Below are 12,051 nucleotides of genomic sequence, written 5' to 3' on the forward strand. Positions count from 1 at the left end.
TTCTGTTCCTGTCGTTTATTCAGAGTTCGGGCGAGAGGGCTAACCAACCAGTCTTTTTGCTATTCCTATTTTACGTTTACGCTTATTTTAGCAATATATATTTTACATTTAGTAATGTATAGTTTACAATATGAGTAAGAGATAAGAATGGAGGTTAGTCATCAAGTTGAAGAACATCCGAATGAAACTCGCACGTTTAGCAAATGATTTAAGCCAAGAAGAATTAGCACAACGTGTTGGGGTGACAAGGCAAACGATTGGATTGATTGAAGCAGGGAAATATAATCCGACACTTAAATTGTGTCAAGCCATCTGCCATGAATTAAATCAAACACTAGATGATCTATTTTGGGAGGATAAAGATGAAAAAGAATAAGCCTAAAGACGAACGTATTGTACAGATCAATAATCAAATACAAAGCGAAGCTTTTTTATTATTATTGGTATTATTAACGACTTCTATCTTTGTAAAGAGCTATCTTTTGGAGCAACCTGTTTCTGAATTGTTGACTGAGTTATTATTGTTAGGAATAGCGTTCATCTATCTATTGATTCGAGGTTCGCTGATTGGTCATGAGCTCATTGATCCATCCAAACATGCAAAGAAATTGCGTGTGTCAGCAGTGATTGTTGCGAGTTTATTTGTTTCCATAGTGACGGGAGTCAGAAATTATACCTTATACCATGATTTATATACTGGTTATTTTGATCCTCATTTTTTAGCCGTTTTAGGGATTACGTTTATATCCTCGGTTTTATTTATGTCTGGCCTAGTATTCTTGGTTTCTTCTGTCAACCGATTTGGACAGAAAAGACTGGAGAGTAAAATAGAGGATGAGAATGAGGAAAAATGACTTCTGAAAAAGATGGCATAAGGATCGATTCATAGGAGATAACAGAGATTCCGCTTGTGTTTTGATAGAGACTAACGCATAATAGGAGGAGCGAAAATGGAAGTGAATGTTACTAGAGATACGGGATTTTACGGAATGGGTAGTCCAATCACATTGCGGGTGGATGGTCGGAAAATCAGTTTGGGGCAAAACCAATCTGTTACTCTAGATGTTGAGCCCCCGTTTCAGATGCAAGTCACCTTTTTTTGGTTGAAAAGTCCAGTCTATACGATAGCAGAACCAACTAAAAATTATCGGATCACGATGAATCTATTACTATTACAGTTGTATCCCTTGCTTTTCTTGTTTACAGGGATCAGTGCTATTGTTATTCAAAGTATCCTTTATAGTTTACTGATCGTCGTCGTAATGATTGGTTTCTTTCTATTTATAAAAAATAAAGCATATGTCATCAAGGAGGCTAGTGATGAAGAATTCTGATCTTTTTTTGAGTAGCTTTAATCGGATCGAAAAATGGATGCAAGAAGAGATGGGGAATCCACGAAATATGGGGTTTACTGAACTCGTTCGTCGTTTAGCACAAAAGCAACACCAAAGTATAAAAAAATATGAGGATGACTTACTACAGTTGGCTCAATTACGTAATGCGATCGTGCATGATCGGATCGCCGTCGATTTTATCATCGCTGAGCCTAATGAATGGGCGACGAAGCGTATCCAAAGAATCGAGCAAGAACTGATTCGCCCAGAAACAGTGTTACCGCGTTTCGCAAAGCATGTGACTGGGTTTGAATGGGACATCCCATTACCTAGTTTATTGGAGACTGTTGCTAAAAAGCGTTATTCTCAGTTCCCGCTTTATCATAAAGGAACATTCAAAGGATTAGTGACGTTGCGTATGTTAGGTTTTTGGTTGGCCAAAGAAAGTCACCATGGTGTGATCGATCTTCAAGGAAAAATAGCTGCCGATCTGATCACACAAGATGGCAAGTACACCAATTATCATTTTGTTTCAGCTCAGACAACGATTGCTGAAGTAGAAAAAATGTTTGGTGAGCAGGGTACGCTTGAAGCTGTGTTGATCACCAAAAACGGCGACCCTAACGGAAATTTATTAGGGATCATCAGACCAAGAGATATTTATCATGAAGTAGAAAAGGAATGATTGTTTGTTAGCGATATATTGGATTATAAGTGCGTTGATCATCGGATTAGATCAATGGGTAAAATGGTTGATCGTCGATAACTTTGCTTTAGGAGAAACGAAATCAGTGATTCCAGGGATCTTGTCCTTGAATCATATCCGTAATTTCGGAGCAGCTTGGAGTTTACTAGAAGGAAAAATGTGGTTTTTTACTGTCGTGACGATCATCGCAGTTGTAGTGATCTTGACGTTGATGATCAAAAATCGCAGCAACGGAAATCGTTGGTTCATGATCGGTCTGACATTGATTCTAGCAGGAGCAATCGGTAACTTTATCGATCGTGTTCGTTTAGGTTATGTGATCGATATGTTCCAAACTGATTTCATGAATTTCCCGATTTTTAATGTGGCAGACATTTCTCTAGTAATCGGTGTGATCTGCGTATTGATTTATATTATTTTAGATGAAAAGGACCAACGAAAAAAATGACACAATTAAAAGCAACTATCAAAGAAGAAAAAGGCCGGATCGATAAAGTTCTGACAGCATTATTTGCGGATCATAGTCGTTCACAAGTCCAACAATGGTTAAAAGACGGTGCCGTTTCCGTAAATGGTGAACCAGTAAAAGCGAATTACAAAGTAAAATCGGCGGATGCGATCATCGTTGAAGTACCAGAGCCTGAAGAACTTGAGATCGTAGCAGAAGACTTACCAATAGAAATCGTCTATGAAGATGACGACGTAGCTGTGGTCAATAAACCACAAGGCATGGTCGTTCATCCTTCTGCTGGTCATGCCCAAGGAACACTAGTCAATGCGTTGATGTACCATATGAAAAATCTTTCATCGATCAATGGCGTGATCCGTCCAGGGATCGTCCATCGAATCGATAAAGACACGTCTGGATTATTGATGATCGCCAAAAATGATCAAGCCCATGAAGCGTTGGCACAGCAATTGAAAGATAAAACTTCCCTAAGAAAATACATTGCTTTAGTCCATGGCGTCATTCCACATGAAAAAGGGACGATCAATGCACCTATCGGCCGCTCAAAAGTCGATCGAAAAATACAAGCCATCCGTGAAGATGGAAAACCAGCTGTGACGCATTTTACTGTACTAGAACGTTTTGAGAATTTTACTTTAGTAGAATTACAATTAGAGACAGGGCGCACGCACCAGATCCGTGTGCATATGAAGTATATCGGTTATCCTTTAGCAGGTGATCCCGTATATGGACCAAAGAAAACTCTCAAAGGCAATGGCCAATTTTTACATGCGAAATTATTAGGTTTCACTCATCCTCAAACAAATGAACGAATGACCTTTGAGGCACCATTGCCAGAAGTTTTTGAAAAAACTTTAGAGAAGTTGAGAAAAGATATTGCTTTTTAAAGTACTTAACGGTATAGTATTAAACAATAAAAGAAAAACTTAATAGAAGTCCTTTAAGTTTAGTCCCGTGAGGCTAAGAAGGGTGTGAGTAAGAATTCCTGTGGTGCGCCATAGCGAGACTTGCTCAATGACGTCGCATACACAAAGCGACCAGTGTAGTAGTATACACTCAGTCTAAACATTCCTCCTGTCCTCTTAGGGCAGGAGTTTTTTTGTGTAAAAAATAGAGGGGGAAAAATGATGCAAGCAAAAGAAGTAGTGGATCAAGTAACGATGAAACGAGCGCTAACACGTATCACTTACGAAATCATCGAAAGAAATCAAAGTATCGAAGAGATCGTTTTAGTCGGAATCAAAACGAGAGGGATCTATATCGCTGCTCGAATTGCCGAACGTCTGAAACAACTCGAAAATATTGAAGTACCTGTAGGAGAACTTGATATCACATTGTATCGTGACGATAAAAAAGAAATCGCTCAAGAACCAGAATTGCATTCTTCAGATATTCCAGTCAGTTTAGAAGGAAAAGAAGTTATCTTGATCGATGATGTGTTATACACAGGACGGACGATCCGCGCTGCAATGGATGCGGTCATGGACTTTGGTCGTCCAAGAAAAATCTCACTAGCGGTTCTAGTTGATCGCGGACACCGAGAATTACCGATCCGCGCAGATTACGTAGGAAAAAATATCCCTACAGCAAAAAAAGAAGAAATCTTAGTAGAGATGCAAGAATTAGATGGACAAGATCGCATCATGATCTTAAACGAGGAAAAGTAGAGGAGTAAGGCAAGATGGCAGAAGAAAAAAAGTTCCACAACGATAGTGTGGTATTAGACATCCATGATCGACCAACCATTGGACACTGGGTGGGATTAAGTTTACAGCATTTATTCACGATGTTCGGTGCAACTGTCTTAGTACCGATCTTAGTCGGAATCGACCCAGGGATTGCCTTGGTCAGTTCAGGATTAGGAACAATCGTTTACTTGATTACAACGAAAGGGAAGATCCCAGCTTATCTAGGCAGTAGTTTCGCGTTCATCGCAGCCATGCAGATGTTGATGAAAACCGACGGCTTCCCGGCGATCGCCCAAGGTGCGATGACGACAGCACTCGTCTATCTGATCGTTGCGTTGATCATCAAGAAAATCGGTTCCGCCTGGTTAGATAAAATCTTGCCACCGATCGTGGTTGGCCCAGTAATCATGGTCATCGGTTTAGGTTTAGCTGCCAATGCAGCAAACAACGCGATGTTCAATCAAGACCATTATGATTTCAAATATCTATCAGTTGCGTTGATCACTTTAGGATTGACGATTTTCTTCAATATGTTTCTACGCGGATTCCTAGGATTGTTACCGATCTTGCTTGGCATCATCTCTGGCTACATCGTCGCTTTACTTTTCGGGATCGTTGACACACAACCAATCATTGACGCACCATGGTTCGCACTACCTAACTTCGAGATTCCATTTGTCCAATATCAACCGAAGTTATATATAGGAGCAATCACCACAATGGCACCGATCGCCTTTGTCACAATGACCGAACACATCGGCCATTTGATGGTCTTGAACAAATTGACGAAACGTAATTTCTTTGAAGATCCAGGCTTACACCGTACATTGACAGGAGATGGCTTGGCTCAGTTAGTGGCAGCTTTCGTTGGTGGACCTCCAGTGACAAGTTATGGTGAAAATATCGGAGTCTTGGCAATCACTCGTGTACACAGCGTGTTCGTGATCGGAGGCGCAGCGGTCTTCGCAGTGATCCTTGGCTTTATTGGCAAACTAAGTGCTTTGATATTAAGTATTCCTGGCCCAGTCATTTCAGGTATCAGTTTCATCCTATTCGGAGTGATTGCGGCAAGCGGGATGAAAATCTTAGTCGAAAACAAAATCGATTTTGATAAAAAGAAAAATCTATTGATTGCTTCAGTCATCTTAGTCGTAGGTATCGGGGGATTAGTCCTAGAAGTCGGGACATTCACTTTATCTGCCATGGCATTAGCAACAGTTTTAGGAATCATTTTAAATCTTATCTTACCAGAAACTTCACGCAGCGAAGAAAATTAAGGAGGACATCGCATGATCATCAAATCAGAACGCATCAGTTTAAAACACTTATTAACGGTAGAGGCATTGACAGACCAAGAAGTAATGGGGTTGATCCGACGAGGACAAGAGTTCAAGCAAGGCGCAACTTGGTCACCACAAAAATCCCAATATTTTGCAACAAACTTGTTCTTTGAAAACAGTACACGAACCCATAAAAGTTTTGATGTAGCAGAAAAGAAACTTGGTCTTGAAGTGATCGAATTTGAAGCAAGTACAAGTTCAGTTACAAAAGGTGAAACATTATACGATACCGTTCTAACGATGTCTGCACTTGGGGTGGATGTAGCTGTTATCCGTCATGGAGATGAAAACTACTATGACGAATTGATCCAAAGTAAAACGATCCAATGCTCGATCATCAATGGCGGTGACGGTAGTGGGCAACATCCAACGCAGTGCTTACTTGATTTGATGACGATCTATGAAGAATTTGGCTATTTCGAAGGCTTGAAAGTGGCGATCGTCGGAGATATCACACATTCTCGTGTCGCAAAATCGAATATGCAGATGTTGAAACGTCTTGGTGCGCAGGTTTTCTTCTCAGGTCCAAGAGAATGGTATGACGATGAATTTGAAGTTTACGGTCATTACTTACCACTAGATGACTTGCTGGATCAAGTCGATGTCATGATGATGTTACGTGTGCAACATGAACGCCACGATGGAAAAGAAAGTTTTTCAAAAGAAGGCTATCATCAAGAGTACGGCTTGACAGTCGAACGCGCTAAAAAAATGCAAAAACATGCAATCATCATGCACCCGGCACCAGTCAATCGAGATGTCGAATTGGCGGATTCACTGGTTGAAGGGTTACAGTCACGGATCATTCAACAAATGAGCAATGGTGTATTTGTCAGAATGGCGATCTTAGAAGCTGTATTAAGTGGAAAAGCATAAACATAAGAGGAGGAAGAAACATGAAAACACTCATTAAAAACGGTCAAATCAATACAAAAAGAAATGAAACAACACCAGCAGAAATTTGGATCGAAGAAGGAAAGATCAAAGCAATCGGTACAGGCTTTCCTGAGGCTGAATTTGATGAAGTGTTTGATGCACAAGGGCAGTTGATCACACCTGGATTAGTGGATGTCCATGTCCATCTGAGAGAGCCTGGCTTTACTTACAAGGAAACGATCGAAGCTGGCACGAAAGCAGCTGCTCGAGGTGGGTTCACCACTGTTTGTGCGATGCCAAATCTTGACCCAGTACCTGATACAGCAGAAAAATTAAAACAAGTCTATGACATCATCAAACGCGATGCTGTCGTCAAAGTATTACAGTATGCACCGATCACTGAGAATCTTCGAAGTGAAGAACTGGTCGATCAAGAAGCATTGATCAATGAAGGCGCATTTGCTTTTACCAATGATGGTGTCGGCGTGCAAACAGCAGGCACGATGTACTTAGCGATGAAAGAAGCTGCAAAAAACAACAAAGCACTCGTTGCTCACACAGAAGATGAATCATTATTATTTGGTGGTGTGATGCACGCAGGAGAAAAAGCAGAAGAGCTAGGGTTGCCAGGTATTTTGAGTGTGACTGAGTCTTCTCAAATTGCTCGTGATCTCCTATTAGCGGAAGCAACAGGCGTTCACTATCATGTCTGCCACGTTTCAACAAAAGAAAGTGTGCGAGTGATCCGCGATGCGAAAAAAGCCGGGATTCACGTGACTGCAGAGGTTTCACCGCATCATCTGATCTTGATCGATGAAGATATCCCAGAAGATTTTGGTTTTTGGAAAATGAATCCACCGTTGAGAGGCAAAGCCGATCGCGAGGCATTGATCGAAGGCTTGCTTGATGGCACGATCGATTGTATTGCCACCGACCATGCCCCACACGGATTAGAAGAAAAAAGTCAAAGTTTCTTGCAATCACCTTTCGGGATCGTTGGAAGTGAAACAGCCTTCCAACTCGTGTATACACATTTTGTTGAAACAGGAAAATTCACACTAGAGCAAGTGATTGACTGGATGGCAGTCAAACCAGCAGCCATTTTTGGTTTGAAAGCTGGCACCTTGACGATCGGCGCACCAGCAGACTTGGCAGTTTACGATATTGCGCACTCTGCAGTAATCGATAAAAAAGATTTCTTATCAAAAGGCGAGAACACACCTTTTGTCGGTTGGGAAATCAAAGGGGAAACATTGATGACATTTGTCAACGGAAAACTTGTTTGGCATAAGGGGGAATAATTGGATGGAACGGTTGCTGATTTTAGAAGATGGCACAGTATTTAAAGGGAAATCATTTGGCGCGACAGCCAATGTGTTTGGAGAAATCGTCTTTACGACAAGTATGACAGGATATCAAGAAACAATCACAGACCAAAGTTTTAATGGACAGATCATTACATTTACGTACCCGATGGTAGGGAATTATGGCGTCAACCGTGATGATTATGAATCGATTGCACCAACGTGTAAAGGTGTAGTGGTCAAAGAGCATGCACGTGTTGCGTCAAATTGGCGTAACCAAATGACCTTAGACGAGTTCTTGAAACAAAAAGGAATCCCTGGTATCTCTGGCATCGATACACGGGCGTTGACACGAAAAATCCGTGAAGTTGGGACGATGAAAGCCAGTATCGTGGATGCAGGCGACACATTTGAACATGCGTTTGACCAACTAAAAGCAACCGTCTTGGCAACGAACCAAGTCCAACAAGTTTCAACCAATAAACCTTATCCTAGCCCAGGAACAGGAAGAAATGTGGCAGTCATTGATTTTGGATTGAAACATAGCATCTTACGTGAATTGAGTAAGCGTGACTGTAATTTAACAGTCTTACCGTACAATACGGATGCGGAAACGATCCTTTCATTATCGCCAGACGGCGTGATGTTGACGAATGGACCAGGGGATCCGAAAGATGTACCAGAAGCGATCGAGATGATCAAACAAATCCAAGGCAAGATCCCGATTTTCGGCATCTGCCTAGGGCATCAACTTTTTGCACTAGCAAATGGTGCAGATACGTACAAAATGAAATTTGGTCACCGTGGACTGAATCATCCTGTGCGTGAAGTTGCAACAGGAAGAATCGATTTTACGTCACAAAACCATGGCTATGCGGTAGATGAACAAACGATCGATCCGGAAAAATTACTTGTCACTCATGTGGAAGTCAATGATGGCACAGTCGAAGGTGTCCGTCACCGTCGCTATCCTGCCTTCAGTGTGCAATTCCATCCAGATGCAGCACCTGGCCCACATGATGCACTACATTTATTTGATGAATTTATGGAAATGATGGACGCTGGAAAGGAGCAATTCTAATGCCAAAACGCACAGATATCAATAAAATCATGGTGATCGGTTCTGGTCCGATCATCATTGGTCAAGCCGCTGAGTTTGACTATGCAGGCACTCAGGCTTGTCTTGCTTTAAAAGAAGAAGGATACGAAGTCGTCTTAGTCAACTCCAATCCAGCAACGATCATGACTGATAAAGAAATCGCCGATCAAGTCTACCTAGAACCAATCACATTAGAATTTGTCTCACGAATTTTGCGAAAAGAACGTCCTGATGCGATCTTACCGACATTAGGTGGGCAAACAGGTTTGAATATGGCGATGGAATTAGCTGAATCAGGAATCTTGGACGAATTAGGCATCGAATTATTAGGGACGAAATTAAGTGCGATCGACCAAGCAGAAGATCGTGACTTGTTCAAAAAGTTGATGGAAGAATTGGATCAACCGATCCCAGAATCAGAAATCGTGACAACGGTGGAAGAAGCAGTCGCCTTTGCCAATAAAATCGGTTACCCGATCATCGTTCGTCCAGCCTTCACATTAGGGGGTACTGGTGGTGGTATGTGTGAGAATGAAGCCGAACTACGACAAATCGCGGAAAATGGCTTGAGTTTGTCGCCTGTTACCCAGTGTTTGATTGAACGTAGTATTGCAGGCTTCAAGGAAATCGAATATGAAGTGATGCGCGACTCTGCCGATAATGCCATCGTTGTCTGCAACATGGAAAATTTCGATCCAGTCGGTATCCATACAGGGGATTCGATCGTCTTTGCACCAAGCCAAACATTAGCAGACCATGAATATCAAATGTTAAGAGATGCATCACTATCGATTATCCGTGCATTGAAAATCGAAGGTGGCTGTAACGTTCAATTAGCATTAGACCCTCATAGTTTCAACTACTATGTCATCGAAGTGAACCCTCGTGTTTCACGCTCCTCTGCTTTAGCAAGTAAAGCGACCGGTTATCCGATCGCAAAATTAGCAGCTAAAATCGCTTTAGGCTTGACCTTGGATGAAATGAAAAATCCAGTAACAGGAACGACTTATGCTGAATTTGAACCCGCATTGGACTATGTAGTAGCAAAAATCCCACGTTGGCCCTTCGACAAATTCGAAAACGGTGAACGTGTCTTAGGCACGCAAATGAAAGCAACCGGCGAAGTAATGGCGATCGGTCGTAACATCGAAGAATCTTTATTAAAAGCGGTTCGTTCATTAGAAATCGGGGCACACCACCTTGAATTGCCTGAACTGAAGACAGTCAGTGAAGAACGTTTGATGGAGAAAATCGTCCGGGCACAAGATGATCGTTTATTCTACTTAGCCGAAGCAATCCGTCGTGGCTATCCGATCCAAGAATTGGCAGACTTGACGAAAATTGATTTATTCTTCTTGGATAAATTGTTGCACATCGTTGAATTAGAAGACGAGCTTTCGGAACAACCGAATCAGTTGGATCTACTTCTTACTGTGAAACAAAATGGCTTCACGGATCGAAAAATTGCGGAATTGTGGAAAACGACGACGGAAGCGATTCGCCAATTACGTACAGAAAAGAACATTCAGCCTGTTTACAAAATGGTCGATACGTGTGCTGCCGAATTTGAATCCCACACACCTTACTTCTATAGTACGTATGAAATCGAAAATGAAAGCCATCGTTCAGAAAAACCGTCTGTTCTAGTACTTGGTTCTGGACCGATCCGTATCGGACAAGGGGTCGAATTTGACTATGCGACAGTTCATTCAGTGAAAGCCATTCAACAAGCAGGCTATGAAGCAATCATCATGAATAGTAATCCTGAAACCGTTTCGACAGATTTCTCGATTTCTGATAAACTTTACTTTGAGCCTTTGACTTTTGAAGATGTGATGAATGTCATCGAGTTGGAACAACCAATCGGTGTCATCGTCCAATTTGGAGGACAAACAGCGATCAATCTAGCTGAACCATTAGCAAAATCAGGTGTAAAAATCCTAGGAACAACGATCGAAGACCTTGATCGTGCGGAGAACCGTGATCTATTCGAACAAGCGTTACAAGAATTAGGGGTGCCTCAGCCGCTAGGAGATACTGCGACAAGTAAAGAAGAAGCTGTGGCAGTCGCAAACAAAATCGGTTATCCAGTGCTCGTTCGTCCAAGCTATGTCTTGGGAGGTCGGGCAATGGAGATCGTCGAGAATCAACGTGACTTAGAAGATTATATGGAACATGCGGTGAAAGCTTCACCAGAACATCCAGTCTTAGTCGACCGTTACTTGATCGGTAGTGAGTGCGAAGTCGATGCGATCTGTGATGGTGAAACCGTCTTGATCCCAGGAATCATGGAACACATTGAACGTGCAGGTGTCCATTCAGGCGATTCGATGGCGGTTTATCCACCACAAGCGCTGTCAGAGGAAATCAAGCAAACAATCGAAGATTACACGATCCGTTTAGCACGAGGGTTGAATTGTATCGGGATGATGAACATCCAATTCGTGATCCACGACAACCAAGTATATGTTATCGAAGTGAACCCACGTGCGAGTCGAACGGTTCCTTTCTTGAGCAAAGTGACGAATATCCCGATGGCACAGATCGCGACAAAAGCCATCTTAGGAGAAAAATTGAAAGACTTAGGCTATGAAGATGGCTTGTACCCTGAAACTGCCAACGTCCATGTCAAAGCGCCAGTCTTCTCATTTACGAAGTTGCATAAAGTGGACACTTATTTAGGACCAGAGATGAAATCGACAGGTGAAGTCATGGGTTCGGATCAAAACTTAGACAAAGCGCTGTATAAAGCGTTCGAAGCATCTGGTTTACGCTTGCCTGATTATGGGGCTGTCTTGTTTACGATCGCCGATGAAACGAAAGAAGAAGCTTTAGGTCTAGCAAAACGCTTTGCAGAAATCGGCTATAGCTTATTGGCAACGAAAAATACTGCAGCGTTCTTTGAACAACACGGACTTGTGGTGACCCCAGTGGCTAAAATTTCTGAAGAAACAAAAGAGAAAAATGTCGTTGACCTGATTCGTGCTGGCAAAGCACAAGTGGTCGTCAATACCATTGATAAAGATCGTGGGAATGCGTCAAAAGATGGTTTTATCATTCGACGTGAAGCAGTAGAGCATGGCACGCCATTGTTTACCTCCCTTGATACCGCGGATGCGATCGTCCGCGTGATGGAATCCCGAGCATTTTCAACACAAGCAATCTAATCATGGAGGGCAATTGCCCTCCTATTTAAAAAATGAAAAAAGCAAAGCAGTCTAGCGAAAAAGTCCCA

13 protein-coding genes are annotated in these 12,051 nt (G+C 42.1%); 12 read left to right on the forward strand and 1 reads right to left on the reverse strand.

What is annotated here, in order from left to right; all coding sequences use genetic code 11:
• Positions 1 to 181: 181 nt before the first annotated feature.
• The 6 genes from IGJ00_RS07220 (at position 182) to IGJ00_RS07245 (ending at position 3,396) form a co-directional block, all read left to right on the forward strand.
• Complete coding sequence (locus IGJ00_RS07220; RefSeq protein WP_196768995.1) at positions 182 to 376, forward strand: helix-turn-helix transcriptional regulator; 195 nt, start codon at positions 182 to 184, stop codon at positions 374 to 376.
• Positions 363 to 854, forward strand: coding sequence for a DUF6773 family protein (locus IGJ00_RS07225; protein WP_071867259.1), 492 nt, complete (start codon positions 363 to 365; stop codon positions 852 to 854). Before IGJ00_RS07220 ends, IGJ00_RS07225 begins: the two co-directional genes overlap by 14 nt.
• Before the next feature lie 96 nt (positions 855 to 950).
• Entirely contained in the window at positions 951 to 1,334 is a 384-nt protein-coding gene (locus tag IGJ00_RS07230) for a hypothetical protein (RefSeq protein WP_071867260.1), read from the forward strand.
• Positions 1,321 to 2,019: a CBS domain-containing protein gene (locus IGJ00_RS07235; protein ID WP_071867261.1), complete on the forward strand. Its 699-nt coding sequence runs from the start codon at positions 1,321 to 1,323 to the stop codon at positions 2,017 to 2,019. The genes IGJ00_RS07230 and IGJ00_RS07235 overlap by 14 nt, the downstream gene beginning before the upstream one ends.
• Positions 2,020 to 2,023: 4 nt before the next feature.
• Complete coding sequence (gene lspA / locus IGJ00_RS07240; protein ID WP_071867262.1) at positions 2,024 to 2,488, forward strand: signal peptidase II; 465 nt, start codon at positions 2,024 to 2,026, stop codon at positions 2,486 to 2,488.
• Positions 2,485 to 3,396 (forward strand): RluA family pseudouridine synthase, encoded by a 912-nt coding sequence (locus IGJ00_RS07245; protein WP_071867263.1) that lies wholly within the window; start codon positions 2,485 to 2,487, stop codon positions 3,394 to 3,396. The genes lspA and IGJ00_RS07245 overlap by 4 nt, the downstream gene beginning before the upstream one ends.
• Positions 3,397 to 3,455: 59 nt before the next feature.
• On the opposite strand, the gene IGJ00_RS07250 is transcribed toward IGJ00_RS07245, so the two are convergent.
• Positions 3,456 to 3,578 carry a hypothetical protein gene (locus IGJ00_RS07250; protein ID WP_256209227.1) on the reverse strand — a complete coding sequence of 41 codons (123 nt, stop codon included), beginning with the start codon at positions 3,576 to 3,578 and terminating at the stop codon, positions 3,456 to 3,458.
• 58 nt (positions 3,579 to 3,636) lie between these two features.
• Here IGJ00_RS07250 and pyrR point away from each other — a divergent pair, with 58 nt between their 5' ends.
• The 6 genes from pyrR to carB are packed head-to-tail and all read left to right on the forward strand — an operon-like array spanning position 3,637 to position 11,983.
• Positions 3,637 to 4,176 carry a bifunctional pyr operon transcriptional regulator/uracil phosphoribosyltransferase PyrR gene (gene pyrR / locus IGJ00_RS07255; RefSeq protein ID WP_029594119.1) on the forward strand — a complete coding sequence of 180 codons (540 nt, stop codon included), beginning with the start codon at positions 3,637 to 3,639 and terminating at the stop codon, positions 4,174 to 4,176.
• Between the two features lie 14 nt (positions 4,177 to 4,190).
• Positions 4,191 to 5,474 (forward strand): solute carrier family 23 protein, encoded by a 1,284-nt coding sequence (locus tag IGJ00_RS07260; RefSeq protein WP_010735517.1) that lies wholly within the window; start codon positions 4,191 to 4,193, stop codon positions 5,472 to 5,474.
• Between the two features lie 12 nt (positions 5,475 to 5,486).
• Positions 5,487 to 6,413, forward strand: a complete 927-nt coding sequence (locus IGJ00_RS07265) for an aspartate carbamoyltransferase catalytic subunit (RefSeq protein WP_023519624.1) — start codon at positions 5,487 to 5,489, stop codon at positions 6,411 to 6,413.
• A 20-nt stretch (positions 6,414 to 6,433) separates the two neighbouring features.
• Positions 6,434 to 7,714 (forward strand): dihydroorotase, encoded by a 1,281-nt coding sequence (locus IGJ00_RS07270; protein WP_108145820.1) that lies wholly within the window; start codon positions 6,434 to 6,436, stop codon positions 7,712 to 7,714.
• 4 nt (positions 7,715 to 7,718) lie between these two features.
• Complete coding sequence (locus tag IGJ00_RS07275; protein ID WP_066025534.1) at positions 7,719 to 8,798, forward strand: carbamoyl phosphate synthase small subunit; 1,080 nt, start codon at positions 7,719 to 7,721, stop codon at positions 8,796 to 8,798.
• A complete protein-coding gene (carB, locus tag IGJ00_RS07280; protein WP_438844258.1) occupies positions 8,798 to 11,983 on the forward strand; it encodes a carbamoyl-phosphate synthase large subunit in 3,186 nt (1,061 codons plus the stop codon). Before IGJ00_RS07275 ends, carB begins: the two co-directional genes overlap by 1 nt.
• Positions 11,984 to 12,051 lie beyond the last annotated feature (68 nt).

It is taken from the genome of Enterococcus sp. AZ062 (genome assembly GCF_051715065.1).
Taxonomy (GTDB): Bacteria; Bacillota; Bacilli; order Lactobacillales; family Enterococcaceae; genus Enterococcus_B; species Enterococcus_B mundtii.